The 20323-nt window shown below is 70.6% G+C and carries 15 protein-coding genes and 1 pseudogene; 8 read left to right on the top strand and 8 right to left on the bottom strand.

Features of this window, described 5'->3' with window-relative positions; all coding sequences use genetic code 11:
* Positions 1 to 53: 53 nt before the first annotated feature.
* Positions 54 to 1421, bottom strand: coding sequence for an MFS transporter (locus tag ACIRB7_RS10480; RefSeq protein WP_403595279.1), 1368 nt, complete (start codon positions 1419 to 1421; stop codon positions 54 to 56).
* Between the two features lie 327 nt (positions 1422 to 1748).
* Positions 1749 to 2084, bottom strand: a complete 336-nt coding sequence (locus tag ACIRB7_RS10485) for a hypothetical protein (protein WP_403595282.1) — start codon at positions 2082 to 2084, stop codon at positions 1749 to 1751.
* 455 nt (positions 2085 to 2539) lie between these two features.
* Here ACIRB7_RS10485 and ACIRB7_RS10490 point away from each other — a divergent pair, with 455 nt between their 5' ends.
* The gene (locus ACIRB7_RS10490) at positions 2540 to 3850 is read left to right on the top strand and encodes a phytase (RefSeq protein WP_403595284.1); all 1311 of its coding nucleotides are present in this window, start codon (positions 2540 to 2542) and stop codon (positions 3848 to 3850) included.
* Between the two features lie 90 nt (positions 3851 to 3940).
* On the opposite strand, the gene ACIRB7_RS10495 is transcribed toward ACIRB7_RS10490, so the two are convergent.
* Together ACIRB7_RS10495 and ACIRB7_RS10500 are read right to left on the bottom strand one after the other, a co-directional pair.
* Positions 3941 to 4081 carry a hypothetical protein gene (locus ACIRB7_RS10495; protein ID WP_403595286.1) on the bottom strand — a complete coding sequence of 47 codons (141 nt, stop codon included), beginning with the start codon at positions 4079 to 4081 and terminating at the stop codon, positions 3941 to 3943.
* A 126-nt stretch (positions 4082 to 4207) separates the two neighbouring features.
* Positions 4208 to 5188, bottom strand: a complete 981-nt coding sequence (locus tag ACIRB7_RS10500) for an acetylxylan esterase (RefSeq protein ID WP_403595289.1) — start codon at positions 5186 to 5188, stop codon at positions 4208 to 4210.
* A gap of 323 nt (positions 5189 to 5511) precedes the next feature.
* Here ACIRB7_RS10500 and ACIRB7_RS10505 point away from each other — a divergent pair, with 323 nt between their 5' ends.
* A complete protein-coding gene (locus ACIRB7_RS10505) occupies positions 5512 to 6894 on the top strand; it encodes a GH1 family beta-glucosidase (protein ID WP_403595290.1) in 1383 nt (460 codons plus the stop codon).
* Between the two features lie 132 nt (positions 6895 to 7026).
* Here the strand turns inward: ACIRB7_RS10505 and ACIRB7_RS10510 are convergent, their stop codons facing one another.
* On the bottom strand, positions 7027 to 7971 hold the full coding sequence (locus ACIRB7_RS10510) for an NADP-dependent oxidoreductase (RefSeq protein WP_403595292.1): 945 nt from the start codon (positions 7969 to 7971) through the stop codon (positions 7027 to 7029).
* Positions 7972 to 8438: 467 nt separating this feature from the next.
* Positions 8439 to 8612, bottom strand: a pseudogene (locus tag ACIRB7_RS10515) (short-chain dehydrogenase); the annotation flags it as partial.
* 527 nt (positions 8613 to 9139) lie between these two features.
* On the opposite strand from ACIRB7_RS10515, the gene ACIRB7_RS10520 reads away from it, so the two are divergent.
* From ACIRB7_RS10520 to ACIRB7_RS10530, 3 genes are all read left to right on the top strand, one after another.
* A complete protein-coding gene (locus ACIRB7_RS10520) occupies positions 9140 to 10114 on the top strand; it encodes an ROK family protein (protein ID WP_403595295.1) in 975 nt (324 codons plus the stop codon).
* A 128-nt stretch (positions 10115 to 10242) separates the two neighbouring features.
* Positions 10243 to 11433 (top strand): mannose-6-phosphate isomerase, class I, encoded by a 1191-nt coding sequence (manA, locus tag ACIRB7_RS10525; protein WP_403595298.1) that lies wholly within the window; start codon positions 10243 to 10245, stop codon positions 11431 to 11433.
* 340 nt (positions 11434 to 11773) lie between these two features.
* A complete protein-coding gene (locus tag ACIRB7_RS10530; RefSeq protein WP_403595301.1) occupies positions 11774 to 13081 on the top strand; it encodes a cellulase family glycosylhydrolase in 1308 nt (435 codons plus the stop codon).
* Between the two features lie 162 nt (positions 13082 to 13243).
* On the opposite strand, the gene ACIRB7_RS10535 is transcribed toward ACIRB7_RS10530, so the two are convergent.
* Together ACIRB7_RS10535 and ACIRB7_RS10540 are read right to left on the bottom strand one after the other, a co-directional pair.
* Entirely contained in the window at positions 13244 to 14290 is a 1047-nt protein-coding gene (locus ACIRB7_RS10535; protein WP_403595304.1) for a LacI family DNA-binding transcriptional regulator, read from the bottom strand.
* Positions 14287 to 16686 (bottom strand): glycoside hydrolase family 2 protein, encoded by a 2400-nt coding sequence (locus tag ACIRB7_RS10540; RefSeq protein WP_403595307.1) that lies wholly within the window; start codon positions 16684 to 16686, stop codon positions 14287 to 14289. The genes ACIRB7_RS10535 and ACIRB7_RS10540 overlap by 4 nt, the downstream gene beginning before the upstream one ends.
* Positions 16687 to 16961: 275 nt before the next feature.
* Here ACIRB7_RS10540 and ACIRB7_RS10545 point away from each other — a divergent pair, with 275 nt between their 5' ends.
* The 3 genes from ACIRB7_RS10545 (at position 16962) to ACIRB7_RS10555 (ending at position 20260) form a co-directional block, all read left to right on the top strand.
* Positions 16962 to 18287 carry an ABC transporter substrate-binding protein gene (locus ACIRB7_RS10545; RefSeq protein WP_403595310.1) on the top strand — a complete coding sequence of 442 codons (1326 nt, stop codon included), beginning with the start codon at positions 16962 to 16964 and terminating at the stop codon, positions 18285 to 18287.
* A gap of 120 nt (positions 18288 to 18407) precedes the next feature.
* Positions 18408 to 19385, top strand: a complete 978-nt coding sequence (locus ACIRB7_RS10550; RefSeq protein WP_403596168.1) for a carbohydrate ABC transporter permease — start codon at positions 18408 to 18410, stop codon at positions 19383 to 19385.
* Positions 19382 to 20260, top strand: coding sequence for a carbohydrate ABC transporter permease (locus tag ACIRB7_RS10555; RefSeq protein ID WP_403595313.1), 879 nt, complete (start codon positions 19382 to 19384; stop codon positions 20258 to 20260). Before ACIRB7_RS10550 ends, ACIRB7_RS10555 begins: the two co-directional genes overlap by 4 nt.
* The last annotated feature ends 63 nt before the right edge of the window (positions 20261 to 20323 follow it).

Genomic DNA, 20323 nt, shown 5'->3' on the forward strand with positions numbered 1-20323 from the left:
GGGGCACGGGGCTGTGTGGTGCCGAGCCCGAACCGGGTGAGCGGGTCCGTGGATCAGACGTCGGCGTGGACGTGGGAGTCCGCGGGGGTCCGCTCCTCGATCTCCCCGAGGTCGCGGTCGCGGGTCTCCTGGGCACAGACGATGGCGACGACGGTGAGCAGCGCGGCGGCGATCACGTACAGGGCGATCGGGGTCGAGTTGCCGTAGTCGGCGAGGAGAGCGGTCGCGATGAGCGGGGCGGGCGCGCCCGCGGCCACGGAGGAGAACTGGGCGCCGATGGAAGCACCGGAGTAGCGCATCCGGGTCGCGAACATCTCCGAGAAGAAGGCGGCCTGCGGGGCGTACATCGCGCCGTGCAGGATCAGCCCGACGGTCACCGCGAGCAGCAGGCTGCCGAAGGAGCCCCGGTCGATGAGGGCGAAGAAGGGGAACATCCACGCCCCGACACCGATCGCGCCGATCAGGTAGACGGGCCGACGGCCGATCCGGTCGGAGAGCGCGCCCCACGCGGGGATGACGGCGAAGTGGACGGCGGAGGCGATGAGGACCGCGTTCAGGGCGGTCTGCTTGGAGAGGTCGACCTCGGTGGTGGCGTACACGAGGATGAACGCGGTGATCACGTAGTACGAGATGTTCTCCGCCATGCGGGCGCCCATCGCGATCAGGACGTCACGCCAGTGGTGCCTCAACACGGCGACCAGCGGCATCTTCTCGACCTGTCCGGCGACCGCCTTGCGCTCCTCGGCGGCGGCGAGCGCCGCCTTGAAGACGGGTGACTCGTCGACCGAGAGCCGGATCCAGAGGCCGACGATCACCAGGACACCGGAGAGCAGGAAGGGAACGCGCCAGCCCCAGGAGACGAAGGCGTCGTCCGAGAGCAGCGCGGTCAGCGCGGAGAGCACACCGGTCGCCAGCAACTGCCCGGCCGGCGCACCGGTCTGCGGCCACGAGGCCCAGAACCCGCGCCGCTTGGCGTCCCCGTGTTCGGACACGAGGAGTACGGCCCCGCCCCATTCGCCACCGAGCGCGAAGCCCTGCACGAGCCGCAGCACGGTCAGCAGCACCGGAGCGGCGGAACCGATGGTCGCGTGGGTCGGCAGCAGCCCGATGGCGAACGTCGCCCCACCCATCAGGAGCAGGCTGAGGACCAGCAGCTTCTTCCGCCCGAGCCGGTCCCCGTAGTGCCCGAACACCAGCGCCCCGAGGGGCCGCGCGGCGAACCCGACCGCGTACGTCAGGAACGACAGCAGGGTCCCGACGAGCGGATCGGAGTCGGGAAAGAACAGCTTGTTGAACACGAGCGCCGCGGCGGACCCGTACAAGAAGAAGTCGTACCACTCGATGGTGGTGCCGATGAGACTGGCGGCGACGATCTTCTTGAGGGAGTTGGGTGGCGTAGGGGAGGGTGTTGCGGCGGCCATGTGCACCACTTCCAAGCAGGTACGGGGACGTTTCGGTGTCGCCATACCGTAGGAAGGGGCAGGTCAGGGGCGTATGTGGTGGGACACCATAGTTCTTGCTCCTGGAGTGCACGCGGCCACCATAAGGGCGGTGCCAGGCCTCCGCGACGGCCTCGACGAGGTCACGAAGGTCGCTGTCTGAATTGCACCGTTCGGACAGGACGACCCACGAAGGGCCTGCGCCGGACGAGGCGCGTTTCGAACGCTGGCCACGAACCTGACCGTGCGAACGATCAGTGAAGCGTGGCTGAGCCGTAACTTCGTCCCCGTCCCCGAGGACGAGCTTCGTCACACGGACACGAGCGTCCGGCGCACCATGTTCGAGTCATACGTCACGGCAGTCGACTGGAGCGACCGCGGCCCGGCGTTGAACAGCGCCGCGACGCGTTCGAGGTCGGTCACGCTCTCGTCGAGCGAGGCGCGCATCGCGAGGGCCGTGTCCTCGGCGACGTGCTGCTGAGAGGCGCGTACGGCCTCGGGCACCTCGTCGTGGCCCGCTCGGCCCAGGCCGAGCGCGGCGAAGGCCGCCCGCGACAGCAGAAGGGCCGACAGCACGGAGACGGGCGGGCGCGCACCGCCCAGCAGTGGCATGCCGCTGCTGCGACGGATTCGGAACGATCGCATGTCCTCCGGTCGCCCATGGGTCTCTCTCCTGCTCGACGTCCACGGGCGGCATGCGCCTGCCGGGCGAACTGGTCAAGTCCACCAAGTGAGTTGGGGTGAAGGGCGGCGTGGTCCCGGGAGTGGCGAAGATCGGGATCCATCCAACGTCCCCGCGAGGGGCGAGGACGGTACGTCCACGAGGCGAGTGCGTGAAACCGTGATGAAACCCGTCGATCGGGTCGGCCGCGGCCCGCCTGTGCCCACGGGAAGGACGGCGGGCACGCACGCCGGGGTCGCCGGGCACGGGTCGCGAGCGAGCCCCTCCCTGCGACGGGCCTCTGTGACGCACGACATGTGATCGTTCACCGCGTGTACACCGGAGTCCGGTGTTACCCGCCGCGCGGCCGCTGCCGTACGGACACACTCCGGCACCAGGCTCTCGCAGGTCCAACCACCCCCCTGCAGAGGAGTTTTGCGTGAATCGCTCCACCATCGTCCGATCAGCCGTGCTGACCGTGACCACGGCTCTCGCGGCGGCGGCACTGGCCGTGCCCGCCGAGGCCCAGCACCGCGCATACGCCGACACCCTGCCCGCCGTGACCCCCCGTGCGGAGACGCCGGTGCTGCACGACGACGACGAGGGCGGCAACGCCGACGCGGACGACCCGGCCATCTGGCGCAACACCGCCGCCCCCGGCCGCAGCCTCGTCGTCGCCACTGCCAAGGAGGGCGGCCTGCGCGTCTACGACCTGGACGCCCGCTTGGTGCAGTCGATAGCCGCGCCCCCCGCCGCGGGCGAGGACGACGCCCCCGGCCGATTCAACAACGTGGACCTCGTCCACGGCCTGCGCCTCTCCTCCGGGAAGGCCGACCTGGCCGTCACCAGCGACCGGGGCCACGACCGGCTGCGTTTCTACCGCATCGACCGTGACCGCGCCGGCGGTCCGCTGACCGACGTCACCGACCCGGCCGCGCCGCCCGTGTTCTCCCGGGACCAGGCCGAGATCAACGACCAGCAGACCTCCTACGGCCTGGCGACCTGGACGGACCCCGCGACCGGGAAGTCCTACGCCCTGGTCAGCCGCCGCGAGCGCACCAGCATCGCCCTCCTGGAACTGCTGCCGGCCGCGGAGGGCAAGGTCACCTACCGCAAGCTCCGCACCCTTGACCTGCCCTCCTCCTTCCGGGTGCCCGACGGCACCTCGTGGTCCCCGTGCGGCGAGCCCGGCGAGCTGCCGCAGGTCGAGGGCATGGTCGTCGACCCGGCCAACGGCATGCTCTACGCCGGCCAGGAGGACATCGGCGTCTGGCGGATGCGCGCCGACCTCACCGGCACGCCGAAGCTGATCGACAAGGTCCGCGAGTACGGCGTCCCCGGCGTCTACGACGAGGAGACCGAGGAGTGCACGCCGGGCACCGACCCCGGCTTCGGCGGCACGAAGATCTCCGCGGACGTCGAGGGCCTGACGCTGCTCACCGAGTCCGACGGCGACGGCTACATCCTCGCCTCCAGCCAGGGCGACAACACCTTCGCCGCCTACGACCGCGAGCTGGAGGACGCCAACGAGTACGAGGGCGGCTTCCGGGTCACCGCCGCGAACGACACCCTCGACGGCTCCGAGGAGTGCGACGGCGCCGCCGTCCTCAACGCCCCGCTCGGCTCCAAGTACCCCAACGGCCTCCTCGTCGTCCAGGACGGACACGACGCCCCTGGCGACGGCGACCGCGACTCGACCAACTTCAAGTTCGTCGACCTCGGCAAGGTCATGGACGCCCTCGACGACTGACCGCCCCAACGGGTCGCGGATCACCGCCCGCATGCCGACGCGCGGGCCGAACGGGCCCCGCGCGTCGGCGTTCCCTTGAACAGCATGGGTTCATGTGGCGGGCCGCGGAGCCGGCGTGTAGACGCGGCCGGGTTTGTCCTTCGCCGCCGTCTCCAGCTTCAGGGTGTCCTGGTCGCCAGTGATGAGGGGACTGTCCAGCACGATCCTGTCGCCCGTGGTGAGCAGTGCCACCGCCTGATGGCCTTTCAGGGACTGATGGGCGGCCTCGTCGAAGTCGTTGGGGACGGTGAGGTTGCGGAGGTGGGAGTCGTCCGAGCGGACGGCGACGGTGGCGCTCCCGAGAATGCCGTACGTGCGTCAGCGCTCCGTGGGGGCGAGTCCCCGCAGGCGCAGCCAGCGCAGGTGCTCGACGGCCGTGGCGCCCCTTCCGCCCGCGTGGTCGGCGAAGGGCCATTCCCTGATGTCCTTCTCGCCCGCGTAGTTCCGGTAGGCCGCCAGCACGGTCGACGGCGGGCAGACGGGATCCATCAGTCCGGCGCTGAACAGGGCGGGAGCCGTCGCCCGCCGCGCGAAGTGCATGCCGTCGAAGTGGGCGAGGGTCCTGAAGGCCCGCTCGGCCGCGTGGGGGGCGTGCCGGCGCAGGTAGTCGACGATCTCCGTGTACGGGCCTTCGGTCGCGGTCTCGGCACCCCTGCGGATGTGGCACAGGAACGGCACGTCGGGGAGGGCGCCGGCGATGTCGTCGCCGGCCAGGCCGGCCACGGCGAGGGCGAGCCCGCCGCCCTGGCTCGCGCCCTGGACGACGATCCGGTCCGGGTCGACGTGGGGGATGGAGCGCGCGGCGTCGACGGCGAGGACGCAGTCGGTGACGAGGCGACGGTAGTAGTGGTTGTGTGGATCCTCGACGCCCCGGGTCATATAGCCGTGCACCCAGTGGGGGCCCGCGTCCAGGTGGGGGTCGGGGGTGTCGTGGCCCTGGCCGCGGCTGTCGACGACGAGTTGGGCGTAGCCGGCGGAGGCGTACAGGAGGTGGTCGGTCACCAGGCCGCGTCCGCCGCTGTATCCGAGGTAGGTGATCACCGTCGGCAGCGGTTCCTCGGCCTGCGAGGGGAGGACGAGCCAGGCGGCGACAGGGTGGCCGCCCCAGCCGGAGAACCGTACGTCGTAGGTGTCGAGGGTGAGAAGGGGGGAGTCCCGCACGGGACGGACCTCCGGAGCACGTCCGGCCTCGCGGGCCGTCCGCAGGGACTCGGACCAGAAGGCGTCGAAGCCGGCCGGCTCGGCCGGGGGTTCGTCCCGGGCGGCCGGGTGGTCGAGGGGCAGGTCGGCGTACGGCATGGGAAGGGCTTCTCCTCGGAACGGGGTGGCCGGGCCGGCGGCGGGGCGCGGTCGTCGTACAACGGGCGGCGCGGAACTGTGTCGGTGCTCCGTAGACCCTCGCGCTCCGCAGACCCTCGCGCTCCGCCTCTCCGTGACAGCCCGGCCGCAACTGCGAAGGTCACTCTGCCCAGTCCTGACATCGTTGTCCAGTAGAGCCTTCCCGGTTAAGCCGAGGTTTAGTAAAACCACTCCTCCCCGACCGGTCATGCCTGGACCGAGCAGCTGAATTCCTTCATGCTCGTACCTGTCATCCATCCCCCGCACGAGAGGTCTCCCTTTCCGTGAGCGACTTCCCGGTCTTTCCGCCCGACTTCGAATTCGGTGCCGCCACGTCGGCCTACCAGATCGAGGGCGCTACACAGGAGGACGGGCGTGGGCCGTCGATCTGGGACACCTTCTCCCGGCACGCCGGCGCAGTGTCGGACGGCAGCAGCGGCGAGACGGCCTGCGACCACTACCACCGGCATCGGGAGGACGTGGCCCTCCTCGCGGACCTCGGGGTGTCCACCTACCGTTTCTCCGTCGCCTGGCCGCGCGTCCAGCCGTCGGGCTCGGGTCCGGTGAACGCCCGGGGGCTCGACTTCTACGCCCGCCTGGTCGACGACCTGCTGGAGGCCGGCATCAAGCCGGTCGTCACCCTCTACCACTGGGACCTTCCCCAGCCCCTGGAGGACAGGGGCGGCTGGCGGTCCCGGGACACGGCCGAGCGCTTCGCGGAGTACACGGCCCTGGTCGCGGAGAAGCTCGGGGACCGCGTAGCCCGGTGGATCACCCTGAACGAGCCCTGGTGCAGCGCCTTCCTGGGATACGCGAACGGCGAGCACGCTCCGGGAGCGTGCGGGGGGACGCCCGCGCTTGCCGCGGCCCACCACCTCCTGGTCGGCCACGGCCTGGCCATGGGCGCCCTGCGCGCCGCCGGGGTCCGGGAAGCGGGCATCTCCCTCAACCTCGACCGGGTCCGCCCGGCCACGCCGGACCCTGCCGACGCCGCGGCCGCCCTGCGCGCCGAGACCCAGCGCAACCTCATATGGACCGACCCGCTGCTGACGGGACGCTACGCACCCGGCGAGACGGACACCTTCGGAGAGCTGATCGAGCGCCAGGACTTCCGCCGCGAGGGCGACCTCGCGCTCGTCTCCGCCCCGATGGACTTCCTCGGCCTCAACTACTACACGCCGTCCACGGTGCGCGCGGCGCCCTGGCACGAGCCTGACCCGGCCCTGCGCACCGCGATGGACAACCGTTTCGAAGGGGTGGCCCACCCGGGCGTCCGCCACACCGCCATGGGCTGGGCCGTCGTCCCCGACGCCCTGAGGGACCTCCTGGTGTCCCTCCGCGACCGTTACGGCACCCTCCTCCCGCCGCTCTACATCACGGAGAACGGGTCCGCCGAGGACGACACCCCCGCCGCGGACGACACCGTGCACGACACGGACCGGATCGCCTACCTGGAAAGCCACCTCCAAGCAGCCACCGCCGCCATCGCGGACGGCGTCGACCTGCGCGGCTACACCGCGTGGTCGCTCCTGGACAACTTCGAGTGGGCCTTCGGTTACAGCAGGCGCTTCGGCCTGGTGCACGTCGATTTCGCGACCGGTACGCGCACCCCCAAGACGTCCTACCACTGGTACCGAGCGGCCATCGCGGCCTCCGCGACCCGCTAGGGACCGTGGCGAGCGCCCTTCGCCCCGCTGTGGGGCGACGCGCCGCCCCGGCGCATGCCGGGCGGCGGCCCGGCCGTCGTCCTCCGGCCCGCCGCCCCCTTCCCTGGACCGAGGCCAGGCGGCTGAGGAGGATCAGTGGTGTGCCGTCCGGGCCGGGCCGGGCCGCCGGAGGACGAGGTCCACGCCGCGCGCCGCGACGGAACGGGTCGGCGTGTTCGCGTACGACGCCGGGGCCGGCGCGGGGGAGTGGGGCGTGCGGGATCCTCTCTCGCCGTCGGAGGCGACGGGTGCGCCGGCTCGTTCCCGCCGACACGCCATCGCGACGACGACCTTGCCTAGTTCGTGGGCGAAGGCCGGGTCGGGCGGGCCCGCGACGCTGATGGCGATGCCGCCGGGCTTGAGGATCCGCAGGGACCTGGCCAGGTTGTCGCCGCCGAGGCTGTCGAGGACGACGTCGCAGCCGTCGAGGATCTCGGTGAAGTCCTGGGTGGGGTAGTCGATGACTTCGTCCGCGCCGAGCGCCTCGACCAGATCGGCCGTGGCGGCGCTCGCGGTCGTGGCCGCGTGCGCGCCCAGTGCCTTGGCCAGCTGGACGGCGACGGAGCCGAGGCCGCCGGCGCCCGCGTGGACGAGGACCTTCTGGCGCGGCCGCACGCGTGCCCGCTCGACCAGCGCCTGCCATGCGGTCAGGGCGACCAGGGGGAGCGAGGCGGCCTCGGGCATGGTGAGGGCGGCCGGTTTGGGTGCCAGGTCGTCCTGGTGGGCGGCGAGACGTCCGGCGAAGGTGCCGATGCGGTCCTTGTCGGGCCGGGCGTAGACCTCGTCACCCACCGCGAAGCGGGTGACGGCCGGGCCGACCCCGATGACCGTCCCCGCGAGGTCGTTGCCCTGGAGGAGCGGGAGACGGTAGGGCAGGAACGTCTTGAAGGCCCCGTCGCGGAGCTTGACGTCCAGCGGGTTCACGCCCGCCGCCCGGATCTCGACCAGGACGTCCTCGGCGCCCACCTGCGGCTCGGGTACCTCGACGGCGCGCATTTCGGCGGGGCCGCCGTACTTGTCGATGAGGAATGCCTTCATCGTCCTCTCCGTTCCTTCTCCCGTCGGCGGGAGGGCGGGGTTTTCCGTCCTTGGGCGATTTCTCCCAGTGCGGGACATTCTGTGGATCTTCCGGCTGGGGCGCGGTACGGCATTCTCGGCCGCGTCGGCCCTTCAGATCACCGCCACTCGCGGGCGGCACGCCGGTCTCCTGGGCGATGGCCGGGACTGTGTCGGCGACGGCGGTCTTCCGGCCGGCGCTCTCGGTGCGCACGACCGTGCCCAGGTGGGTCAGGCGCCCATGGGTGCCGCGGCGGTACTTTCCGGTGGGCGGTCCGCCGCCGAGCGGGGACCACGGGGGCGCCGAGTCCCGGGCTCTGGCCATGGGCGGCAGTTCGCGGTCGGCCGTGCGCTCGGCGAGGCCGTGCTCGTGCCTGATACCCACGATCGGTGCCGGGTTCTTCGGGGCCGCGAGGGTGACCGCGCGCGAGGCACGCCAGGCGGGAGGCTCAGCCCGCGTACGCCTGGGGTGTGGTGGCCAGGCTCTGCTTGACGTACCGGCTGGTCGGGTCGGCGAGGATCTCGGGCAGGCCCGTCTCGATGCCGTGCAGGGCTTGGGCCGCGACGTGGGAGGCGGCGGTCTTCTGGTCGGCGGGGACGTCGGCGGCCATGTCGGTGTCCATACGGAAACCGCCTGATCGGCGTCGCGGCGCAGGCGTATCGGTCACGCTCGCGGGCGGTTTTTCCGGGCTCGCCGCCCTCGCGAGGAACAGCACGGCGGGCATGGCCGGTGCCGGTGTCGCGCTATCGCTCGCGCCGAGCCGCCCGTCCCGGCGGGCCACGATGGCCTCCTCGGCCGGTGCAGGGCGGCGAGGGCTTCGCCGCGGTGGGCTCCGCAGGGTCGCCGAAGACCGTCTCGCGGAGTCCTGCCCCGCCCGGAGCGGTCCGACCGGATGGCGTCGGGGAAGGTGAAAGTGTGGTACCCACACCTGCTGATGCACGGCGAACGTTGCCATGCGGGACGCTTGCCTTTCCGCGCGGGGCTGCGACGGAGTTCGGGGTATGCGCCGACGCTCGAACGAGGGCGGACTCGAATTCAAATCTCGCGTCGTTCACACGACTTAACCGGATCCGTTACTCTGTAGACAACGTTGTCATCCGTTGGCAGATTGGTCCGCACAGTTCGGACGGTTCGGAGAGGTTGGGCGGGATGGTGTACGGAGCGCTGGACATCGGTGGTACGAAGATCGCCGGGGCGCTGGTCGATGCCGAGGGACGCGTGGTGGTGCGGGCGCAGCGGCCGACTCCCGCGCGGGAGTCCGCCGAGGCGATGATGGCTGCGGTGACCTCGGTGGTGGACGAGCTGGCCACCCATCCCGAGTGGGCGTCGCTGTCCTGCCTGGGCATCGGGAGCGCGGGCCCCGTGGACACCTACGCGGCCACGGTGAGCCCGGTGAACATCCCTGCCTGGCGCTGTTTCCCGCTCGTGGAGCGGGTGCGGAACCATCCCGCCGTGCCGGACGCCATCGAGCCCGTGCTGGTCGGCGACGCGGTCGCCATGGCGGCGGCGGAACACTGGATCGGAGCCGCGAAGGGCGCCGCGAACGCCCTGTGCATGGTCGTCTCGACCGGGGTCGGCGGCGGCCTGATCCTGGGAGGTTCCCTCCACGCGGGGACGACGGGGAACGCCGGCCACATCGGCCACATCACCGTCGACCAGAACGGTCCCGTGTGCCCCTGCGGCGCCCGGGGGTGCGTCGAGCGCTACGCCAGCGGTACGGCGATCGCGGTCCACGCGCTGGAATCGGGCTGGACGCCCCCGGCCGGCCTTCCCGCCACGGCCCGCGAGGTCGAGCTCTCGGCGCGCGCGGGCGACCCGAGGGCGCTCGCGGCGTTCGACCGGGCCGGCCGCGCCCTGGCCGCCGCCATCGCGGCGACGGCCGCGCTCGTCGAACTCGACCTGGTGGTCGTGGGGGGAGGGGTCTCGCAAGCGGGCGAGGTGCTGTTCGCGCCGCTGCGGCACCACCTGAAGTCGTACGCCGTCCTCGACTTCACACGGGACGTCCCGGTCGTGCCTGCCGGCCTGGCCCTCGACGCGGGACTGATCGGTGCCGCCGCCGCCGGTGTCGCAGCCTCCGGGCTGTCCCGCGCCGGAGCGGGGACGAGGGGTCAGACGGCCACCTGACGTCCGGCCTCCACCGGGACGCGGGCGGGGGCCTTCTCTTCGTGTCCACATACACCGTCACTGGGCGTCCTTCGGGGTGCCGCGGCGTCCAGCCCTTTCACCTCACCGTACGCACTCAGGGAAAGACCATGGATCTCCTCCGCAACACCGTCCAGCCCTACGACTGGGGCTCCCGCACCTTGCTGCCGGACCTCATGGGTGCGCAGCCCACCGGGGCTCCCCAGGCCGAACTGTGGATGGGTGCCCATCCAGCGGCGCCCTCCCGAGTGTCCAGAGGGGAGGTCGTGATGCCGCTGGACCGGGTGGTTGCCGAGGATCCGGAGGGCGAACTCGGAGCGGGCACCATGCAACGGTTCGGATCCCGTCTTCCGTTCCTGGTCAAGCTCCTGGCGGCTGAGGCGCCGCTCTCCGTGCAGGTGCACCCGGACCTCGCCCAGGCCCAGTCCGGATTCGCCCGGGAGAACGCGCTCGGGATCCCCCTGGACGCCCCGCACCGCAACTACCGCGACGACCAGCACAAACCCGAGATGATCGTCGCCCTCACCCCGTTCCGCGGTCTGTGTGGCTTCCGGAGCCCGGCGGACACCGCCGACCTGCTCGCTTCCCTGGAGGTGCCGGCGCTTCGGCCGTACGTCGAGACTCTGCGGGTCGTTCCCGAGCCCCAGGCGCTCGCCGAGGTGTTCCGAGCGTTCCTCCGACCGCCGACGGGCCTGATCGACGCTGTCGCCCGAGCACTGGCGGTCGCGGTGGCGGGCTCGGGCGAACCCTGCATCGCCGCCTATGACCGCATCGCGCAGATCTATCCAGGGGACGCCGGGCTGTTGTCGTCGCTGATGCTCCGGTACGTCGAGCTGAGCCCCGGCGAGGCGTTGTTCCTCGGCGCAGGAGTCCCCCACGCGTATCTCTCCGGGCTCGGCGTGGAGATCATGGCGAGCTCCGACAACGTCCTGCGGTGCGGGCTGACCTCCAAGCACGTCGACACGGAGGAGCTGACCCGGGTCGTCCGCTTCGGCGCACCCGCAGCCCGCGTCCTGACGCCTCGGGAAGAGGGGGGCGAGGAGGTGTACCCGGCGCCGGTGGACGACTTCCGCCTGTCGCGGTACCGCCTACGGGCTGGTGGACCGCGGCGGCGCGTGACCGTGGACGCCCCGCAGATCCTCCTCTGCACCGCCGGGACACTGACTGTCTCGTCGGCCGAGGAGAACCTCCACATCGGCCCCGGGCAGGCTGTGTACGTGCCCGCGGGCGCCGGAGCTGGACTGGAAGGTGCCGGTGTGGCCTTCCGCGCTACGACAGGCACTGCGGAACGCCTGGCCTGATCTGTGAAGGCGTCAACAAAACCATCACTAAACTTAACCGGTTATGTCTTGCCTATTGTTATCGGCCATCACGGCCTCTAGCCTCAACTCGGCCGCCAGGAACCGGCAGGAGAACTCGCTGATCGACGAGGGCGACGGCCTGAACCGCATCGGCGGTTAATCCCCACTGCCGGGAATCGAGCCGCAGCAATCTCCGGGCAGTGGGGCCCGGCGGCGGTCCGCCCACCACCCGTGGGCCCGCCCGGGGCTACCGACCCCGATCAGCCGCGATCTCACTCCATGTCAGGCACCCCCGCGCCCGCACTCCTCCCCGGGCGCGGTACCGAGTTGGGAGCACCACATGAACAGGACACGAGTCTTCTCGACGGCGACGCTGCTCGCCCTCGCCGCCACGATCACCTCGGTCCCCGTCACCGCCCAGGCCGCCGAGCGCTCCGACGGCTTCCGCGTCGTGGACGGACGGCTCGTCGACGCCACCGGCAAGGACTTCGTCCTCCGGGGCGTCAACCACGCCCACACCTGGTACACCGACCGCACCGGGCAGTCCCTCGCCGACATCAAGGGTCTCGGCGCCAACTCGGTCCGCGTGGTCCTCTCCACCGGCACCCGCTGGACGAAGAACGACGCCGCCGACGTCGCGGCCGTCGTCTCGCAGTGCAAGGCCAACCGGCTCGTCTGCGTCCTGGAGGCCCACGACACCACCGGATACGGAGAGCAGAGCGACGCCGCCTCCCTCTCCGAGGCCGTCGACTACTGGCTGGAGGTGGCGGGGGCCCTCAAGGGACAGGAGAAGTACGTCATCGTCAACCTGGGCAACGAGCCCCACGGCAACGCCGGCTACACCGCCTGGACGCAGGACACCAAGGACGCCATCGGCCGGCTGCGCGCAGCCGGCTTCGACCACACCCTGATGGCCGACGCGCCCAACTGGGGGCAGGACTGGTCGGGCATCATGAGCGAGAACGCCCCCGCCGTCTTCGCGGCCGACCCCGACCGCAACACCGTCTTCTCGATCCACATGTACGGCGTGTACGACACCGCCGCCGAGGTCGAGGACTACCTCGGCAGCTTCGTCGACCGCGGGCTCCCCATCGTGGTGGGCGAGTTCGGCTACGACCACTCGGACGGCAACCCCGACGAGGACGCGATCATGGCCACCGCCCGTCGGCTGGACCTCGGCTACCTGGGCTGGTCCTGGAGCGGCAACGGCGGCGGCGTCGAGTACCTCGACCTCGCCACCGCCTTCGACGCCGACCGGCTCAGCGCCTGGGGCGAGCGCCTCTTCAACGGTCCCGACGGCATCCGCCGGACCGCCAAGGAGGCCGGCGTCTACCGGCGCGGCTGCTCCATCGCCTACCGCCTGGACGACTGGGGCACCGGCTTCAACGCCGACATCACCGTCCGCAACACCGGCGAACAGCCCCTCAAGGGCTGGAAGCTCGACTTCACCCTCCCGGCCGGCACCACCGTGAACTCCGCCTGGAACGCCTCCGTCACCCAGACCGGCCGACAGGTCCGCGCCACCAGCGAGTCCTGGACCGCGTCCGTCCCGGCCGGCGGCGCCGTGAGCTTCGGCGTCAACGTCACGGGCCCCGGAGCCGTGCCCGCCTCCTTCAGCCTCGACGGCGTCCCCTGCGCCAAGGGCTGACCCTCTGGACCGCACCCGCCGCACCGGGTGCGAGAGGAGCGGGTTCCGCAGGCACGTCCCTGCCTCGGACCCGCTCCTCGTCCGCTTTCGGCGCCCCTGAGAGGACGCACGACGTTGAGGGGGCGCCCGTACGGGCGCCCCCTCAACGTCGTGCCTGTCCGCCTACGTGCGTCGCGGCGGGCCTGTCGACCCTCTCGGCGTCAGGGACGGGGTGGGCACCTGGCGGGAGCCCTGGTGAGTCCCCTCGATGATCCCGAACAGGGTGCGGGCGACCTCTTCGCCGAAGTGGTGCACGTCGTGGCTCATCGCGGACAGCGGTGGATGCGTCAGCCGGCACAACTGCGAGTCGTCCCAGGCCAGCAGGGACACGTCGTCGGGGACCGAGAGGCCCATCTCCGAGGCGACCGCGGCCCCGGCGACGGCCATGATGTCGTTGTCGTACACGATCGCCGTCGGCCGGTCCGGGGACATCAGGAGACTGCGGGTCGCCCGCGCGCCCTCTTCCCCGACGAAGCCGGTCGCCATCTGTCGCCCTCCGTCCAGGCCCAGTTCGGCCATGGTGGACTCGAAGGCGGCGGCGCGGATGCCACTGTGGCCGAGGCCGGCGGGGCCGCCGACGCGGGCGATGCGCCGGTGGCCGAGCGCGGCGAGGTAGCGCACCGCTTCGGCGGCGGCGGAGGCGTCGTCCGTCCAGACCGAAGGGAACCCCCCGGTCAGCGACGGGTCTCCGACGGCCACCACGGGCATGCCGAGGGCACGCAGGGACGGAACCCGCGGGTCGTCCTGGTGGAAGTCGACGAGGATCGCCCCGCCGACCGTCCGGCTGCGCCACCACTCCTCGTAGAGGGTGGTCTCCTCGTCCAGGTCGCGGACGAGCCGGAGCAGGAGAGAGCAGGACCGTTCGGTGAGGACGTCCTCGATGCCGGAGATGAACTCCATGTAGAAGGGTTCGAGGCCGAGCAGCCGGGCCGGCCGGCAGATCGCCAGGCCGACGATGCCCGCCCGCCGGCCGGAGAGGTTGCGCGCGGTCTGGTTCGGGCTCCAGCCGAGTTCCCGGGCCGCCGCGAAGATGCGCTCGCGGGTCGTCGGGGACACCCCGGAACGGTTGTTGAAGGCGAGGGAGACGGCGCCTTTGGAGACCCCGGCCCGCGCGGCGACGTCGTTGATCGTGACGCGCGGGCCGGAGATGCGAGGGGCTGGGGAGTTCACGCCGCTCCCACGCTGAACAGGGCCGCCCGCACGGCCTCAGGGTCGTCGCCCGCCCAGCCCCGCACCGTGATCCGAACCTGCTCGCCCGGCAGTAGGGTGACCAGGCCGTGGTCGGCGCTCGCCGACGGGGCCAGCCGGTCGGCCTGGAGCAGGAGGTCACGGACGAGGGTGCGGGCGGTGACCGTCACGACCGAGTCGCCGTTCCCGGCCGGCCCGATCAGGACGTCGTACACGGGCGCCGGATAGGCGAACTCCTTCTCGTACACCGGAAGATGGACCGCCCGCAGACCGTCCGCGTCGGCGACCAGCAGTTCCTTGCCGGAGTCGGCGTCCGGGAGCAGCGAGGCCGGGACGGCCAGGCGTACGACCGTTCGGGCCGCCGCCTCCAGCTCCAGCGCCGCCTCCTTCAGGACCGCGCCGTCCGCGCCGAGGCGGCGCAGGGTGACCGTGGTGCGCCAGGTGGTCCCGGACTGGTTGTCGAGGGCGAGCACCGGGCCCTGCTCGGCGGGGACGAGGGCGAGGAGGCGGTCGGCGTAGACGCGGCGCAGCTCGTGGTAGAGCGGCTTGAGGTGGCCGCCGCCGTCGATCGCGGCCCAACTGCTCACCGGCCAGCAGTCGTTGAGCTGCCACACGACCGTGCCCGCGCAGACCGGCCAGTGGGAGCGCCAGTGCTCGATGCCCGCTGCCACCGCCCGCGCCTGCACGACCTGCGCGAGGTAGTGCCAGCGGTCGAAGTCCCCCTCGGGCAGGCCGAAGTGGCGCTCGATGCCCCGGTTCAGCTTGCCGTTGCCGTCCTCGGCCTTCTGGTGGTGGAGCATCCCGGGGGAGTCGGGGGCCAGGTCCTCGCCCGGCAGGGCGCGCCGGAGGGTCGCGAGCGCGGGTGGCGCCTGCCACCCGAACTCCGCGCAGAAACGGGGCACATCGGCCCGGTACTCGGCGTAGTCCTGCCGGTTCCAGACCTCCCACGAGTGGTGGGTGCCGTGCCGGGGGTCGTTGGGGTGGTGGTCCCAGGAGCCCGACCAGGGGCTGCCGGCCGTGTAGGGGCGGGTGGGGTCGAGCTCGGCGACGATCCGGGGCAGGACGCCGAGGTAGTAGCCCTCGCCCCAGGAGTCGCCGGCCAGCGGCTGCTCCCAGTCCCAGTCGCGGAAGCCCCACAGGTTCTCGTTGTTGCCGTTCCAGAGCACGAGGCTGGGGTGTGGCATCAGACGGACAACGTTGTCACGGGCCTCCGCCTCCACTTCTCCGCGCAGCGGCTGCTCCTCGGGGTAGGCGGCGCAGGCGAAGAGGAAGTCCTGCCAGACCATCAGACCCAGTTCGTCGCAGACGTCGTAGAAGGCGTCGTCCTCGTAGATCCCGCCGCCCCAGATGCGGACGAGGTCGATGTTGGCCTCGGCGGCCTGGGTGAGGCGGGCGCGGTACCGCTCGGGCGTGACCCGGGAGGGGAGGACGTCGTCGGGGATCCAGTTGACCCCGCGGGCGAAGACCCGGACGCCGTTGACGACGAAGGTGAAGCCGGTGCCGTGCTCGTCGGCCGAGCGGTCGACGGTGACGGTACGGAAGCCGATCCGCCGCGACCAGGAGTCGAGCGGCTCGCCGCCCTCGTCCAGGAGCTCGACGTCGAGCCCGTAGAGCGGCTGGGCACCGTACCCCCGCGGCCACCACAGCTCCGGCTCTGGCACCTCCAGACGCAGCACGGTCTCTGCGCCCTCGAAGGGGGTCTCGGCGACCACACCGGCCACGGTGGCGCGGACGGTGAGCCGGCGGCCGGTCCCGCCGTCGGTGCGCGCGGCCCCGATCCGCAGCTCGACCCGCCCGGCCGTGCCGTCCACGGTGACCAGCGGCCGGACCTCGGCGAGCCGGGCGGTCGACCAGCGCTCGATCCGCACCGGCCGCCACATGCCGGCGGTGACCACGGTGGGTCCCCAGTCCCAGCCGAAGGAGCAGGCCATCTTGCGGATGTACTGGAACGGCTCGGGGTAGACGTTCGGTCGGTCGCCGGTGAGCGCGCGGACCCGCTCGGCCTCGTCGTACGCCGAGTCGAAGCGCACCTCCAGGCGGCCGCTCCGCCCTGTCACGTCGAAGCGGTGGACGCGGTGCATGTTCCGGGTCGAGCCGAGGGACACGCCGTCGAGCAGCACCTCGGCGGCGGTGTCGAGGCCCTCGAAGACCAGCTCGGACCGCTCGTGCGCGCCGTCGGCGGCGGCGAGGTCCGTCTCGTACGACCACGCCCGGCGGCCGACCCAGTCGATCTCCGTCTCGTTGAGTCCGAGGAACGGGTCCGGGATCACCCCGGCGGTGAGCAGATCGGTATGGACACAACCGGGCACCTGCGCCGGGAGCACTGCGCCCTCGTGGCGCAGGCTCCACCCCTCGTGCAGCTGGGTGACGTCCTTCATGGTGTGCGGCTCCAATCGCCTGGCAGCGGGCGGGATGCATGTACGGGCCGACAAGTTAGCCGTACATTTACTCAACTGTCCATGAACCGGTGAAGCGTGGCCTGTACGACATGGGGCGGATCGGACACGCGGCTTCATCGGCCCTTGATATTCGGCTGGTCCGGGTAACGATTAGGCATCACGCTGGAAATCAACACTTTACCGGTTCACGACTGGCTGACATAGTGCCGTCATCCCACCGATGACCTGAGCCGTGACTTTGAAGGAGTTGGGCCATGGGGAACAAGAAGACGACCGCGCTCTCGGGCGCTGTGCTGGTTGCCGTGATGCTGGCGCTGTCGGCGTGCGGTGGCGGGGGTGGCGGTGCCACCGGGGAGGTGGCCGCTCCTCCGTCGGACCCGAAGGAGGTCTCCGGCGAGATCAAGGTCCTCACGCAGCGGACCGACCTGGCGCAGAACGGGACGCTGGAGAAGTACGCGGCGGAGTTCAACAAGGTCTACCCGAAGGTGAAGGTCACGTTCGACGGCATCACCGACTACGAGGGGGAGGTGAAGATCCGCATGAACACCAAGGAGTACGGTGACGTGCTCTTCATCCCCGGTGCGGTCGCCAAGAACGACTACCCGAAGTTCTTCGCTCCCCTCGGTACGGCCGAGGAGCTGTCGAAGTACCGCTTCAGTGACAAGGCCGAGGTGGACGGCAAGGTCTACGGCATCGCCCAGTTCGGCACCGCCAACGGCTTCGTCTACAACAAGAAGGTCTGGCAGCAGGCGGGCGTCACCGAGTGGCCGAAAACCCCGGACGAGTTCCTGGTCGGCCTGAAGGCGATCAAGGACAAGACCGGCGCCACCCCGTACTACACCAACTTCAAGGACGGCTGGCCGCTGGTCCAGTGGACCAGCAACCTGGGGGTCGTCGGCTGCGACGACCAGGCGAGCAACGCGCTCGCGGGCCCGGTCTCGCCCTGGAAGGCCGGCAGTGAACTGCACACCACCGATGGTCTCCTTTACAACATCGTGAAGCAGGGCCTGTCGGAGAAGGACCCGTCGACCACCAACTGGGAGGCGTCCAAGACCCTCCTGGGCGAGGGTAAGATCGCCACGATGATGCTCGGCTCCTGGTCGATCACGCAGATGCAGGACGCGGCGAAGAAGGTCGGCGGCTCGGCCGCCGACATTGGCTTCATGCCGTTCCCGGTCCAGAAGGACGGCGAGCACTGTGCCGCCCTGGTCTCCGACTACCAGCAGGCCGTGAGCGTTCACTCGAAGAACAAGCCGGCTGCGCGCGCCTGGGTGGACTGGTTCACCGAGAAGTCCGGCTTCGCGGAGAAGGAGGGCGTGGTCTCCGCGGTCAAGTCCGCTCCGATGCCCGCCACCCTGAAGGAATTCGTTGACAACGATGTCATGTTGTTCGACCGTTCCGAGGCGAAGACCGCGGTCGTCAACGACATCGACGAGGCCTCGGAGATCGGCCTCAACAAGCAGGACTACCGCCAGAAGCTGATCGACACGGCCCGCGGCGCCGCGAAGGGGAGCCTCGAGGACCTCTTCGCCGACCTCAACAAGAGGTGGGACGAGGCGGCGAAGACCGTCGGTAGCTGATACCGACGGGGTGGGCCCCGGCCGCACGACACCGGCCGGGGCCCCCTGGACCTTCCGCAGCCGCGGACACGAAAGGCCGACATGACCCACACCACCGACACCGCACTAGAGGGCGCCGCCATGACAGGGCGATCCAGCATGGACAAGGCCAACGCTGACAGGCAGGGGGGGCTCCCTCGCCTGGCGGGCCGCCGACGCGGCCCCGCCGCCGGACGGACAAGATCCTGGCGCGACTCGCCGCTGCGGCGGATCACGCCCTGGCTCTTCCTCGCGGCCCCGCTCGCCCTACTGATCACGTTCACGTACGTCCCCGTCGCGAGCATGATCTCGTACAGCTTCACCGACTGGGACGGGGTGAGCCCGGACCGGGAGAACGTGGGGTTCGACAACTACGTCCAGATCTTCACCCGCCCCGAGCTCTTCCGGGTGTTCTTCGTCAGCGGCTACTACCTCGCGGCGTCCGTGGTGCAGATCGTCGTCGCGCTGTACTTCGCGGTGATCCTCAGCTTCAACCTGCGGTTCCGGAACTTCTTCAAGGGGATCCTCTTCTTCCCCTACCTCGTCAACGGCGTCGCGATCGGCTTCGTCTTCCTGTACTTCTTCCAGGACGGCGGCACCCTCGACTCCGTGCTGGCGTGGCTCGGCGTGACCACCGACCACTCCTGGCTGGGCGACCCGACCTCCGCCAACGTCTCCCTCGCCGGCGTCTCCGTCTGGCGGTTCACCGGACTGAACTTCGTCCTCTTCCTCGGCGCGATCCAGTCCATCCCGAGCGAGCTGTACGAGGCGGCGGAGCTGGACGGGGCAGGGAAGTGGCAGCAGTTCCGGCACATCATCGCGCCGAGCATCAAGCCCGTGATCAGCCTGAGCGCAATCCTGGCGATCTCCGGATCCCTCTCGGTCTTCGAGATCCCGTACATCATGACCGGCGGCGCGACCGGCACCCAGACCTTCGTCATCCAGACGATCAAGCTCGCGTTCCAGTTCAACAAGACCGGCCTGGCCTCGGCCGCGGCCGTGGTGCTGCTCGTGATCATCCTGCTGGTCACCTGGATCCAGCGCCGGCTCGTGCCCGACGACAAGGTGGACCTCGTATGACCTCGCCCGACCTCACCGCCGCCACAGTGAAGGGGCCCCGCACCTCCCGCCGCCGGCTGCCCGTGGGGAGCGTGCTGACCTACCTGTCGCTCCTCGTGGCGTCCGCGGTCGTCCTGATCCCGCTGGCCGTCGTCTTCCTGACCTCGCTCAAGACCTCGGAGGAGATCGGCGACGGCAGCGCGCTCTCCCTGCCGGGGAACTGGTTCAACTTGGACAACTACGTCACGGCGTTCAACGACGGCAAGATGCTGATGGCGTTCGGGAACACCGCGTTCATCCTCGTCTTCTCGATCGGCGGGACGGTGATCATCGGCTCGATGACCGCCTATGCCGTCGACCGCTTCGACTTCCGGGGCAAGAAGCTCGTCATGGCCGGCTTCTTGGTCGCCACCCTCGTGCCCAGCGTGACCACCCAGGTCGCGACCTTCCAGGTGATCAACAGCTTCGGCCTGATCGACACCCGCTGGGCGCCGATCCTGCTCTACATGGGCACCGACATCGTCTCGGTCTACATCTTCCTGCAGTTCATCCGGGGCATCCCGGTCTCCCTCGACGAGGCCGCCCGGCTCGACGGCGCCAACGCCTTCACCATCTACCGGAAAATCATCTTCCCGCTGCTGAAGCCGGCGATCGCCACGGTCGTCATCATCAAGGGGATCACCACCTACAACGACTTCTACATCCCCTTCCTCTACATGCACTCCGAGGACCTCGGGACGATCTCCACCGCCCTCTTCCGCTTCAAGGGCCCCTTCGGGGCGCACTGGGAGGCCATCTCGGCCGGCGCGATCCTCGTCATCGTCCCGACGCTGATCGTCTTCCTGCTCCTCCAGCGGTGGATCTACAACGGCTTCGCCCAGGGAGCCACCAAGTAGGAGCCGGAAGCCGGCCAGGGGCCGGGCCGTACGAGGGGACGGTTCAGCCCCTGGCCGGCTTCT

The sequence above is a fragment of the Streptomyces sp. NPDC093795 genome, from assembly GCF_044764665.1.
Taxonomy (GTDB): Bacteria; Actinomycetota; Actinomycetes; order Streptomycetales; family Streptomycetaceae; genus Streptomyces.

What these genes read in the sequence shown, in the direction of transcription:
- ACIRB7_RS10480 (WP_403595279.1), bottom strand. Translation starts at nt 1,421, where the DNA reads ATGGCCGCCGCAACACCCTCCCCTACGCCACCCAACTCCCTCAAGAAG.
- ACIRB7_RS10485 (WP_403595282.1), bottom strand. Translation starts at nt 2,084, where the DNA reads ATGCGATCGTTCCGAATCCGTCGCAGCAGCGGCATGCCACTGCTGGGC.
- ACIRB7_RS10500 (WP_403595289.1), bottom strand. Translation starts at nt 5,188, where the DNA reads ATGCCGTACGCCGACCTGCCCCTCGACCACCCGGCCGCCCGGGACGAA.
- ACIRB7_RS10510 (WP_403595292.1), bottom strand. Translation starts at nt 7,971, where the DNA reads ATGAAGGCATTCCTCATCGACAAGTACGGCGGCCCCGCCGAAATGCGC.
- ACIRB7_RS10520 (WP_403595295.1), top strand. Translation starts at nt 9,140, where the DNA reads ATGGTGTACGGAGCGCTGGACATCGGTGGTACGAAGATCGCCGGGGCG.
- manA (WP_403595298.1), top strand. Translation starts at nt 10,243, where the DNA reads ATGGATCTCCTCCGCAACACCGTCCAGCCCTACGACTGGGGCTCCCGC.
- ACIRB7_RS10530 (WP_403595301.1), top strand. Translation starts at nt 11,774, where the DNA reads ATGAACAGGACACGAGTCTTCTCGACGGCGACGCTGCTCGCCCTCGCC.
- ACIRB7_RS10540 (WP_403595307.1), bottom strand. Translation starts at nt 16,686, where the DNA reads ATGAAGGACGTCACCCAGCTGCACGAGGGGTGGAGCCTGCGCCACGAG.
- ACIRB7_RS10545 (WP_403595310.1), top strand. Translation starts at nt 16,962, where the DNA reads ATGGGGAACAAGAAGACGACCGCGCTCTCGGGCGCTGTGCTGGTTGCC.
- ACIRB7_RS10550 (WP_403596168.1), top strand. Translation starts at nt 18,408, where the DNA reads ATGACAGGGCGATCCAGCATGGACAAGGCCAACGCTGACAGGCAGGGG.
- ACIRB7_RS10555 (WP_403595313.1), top strand. Translation starts at nt 19,382, where the DNA reads ATGACCTCGCCCGACCTCACCGCCGCCACAGTGAAGGGGCCCCGCACC.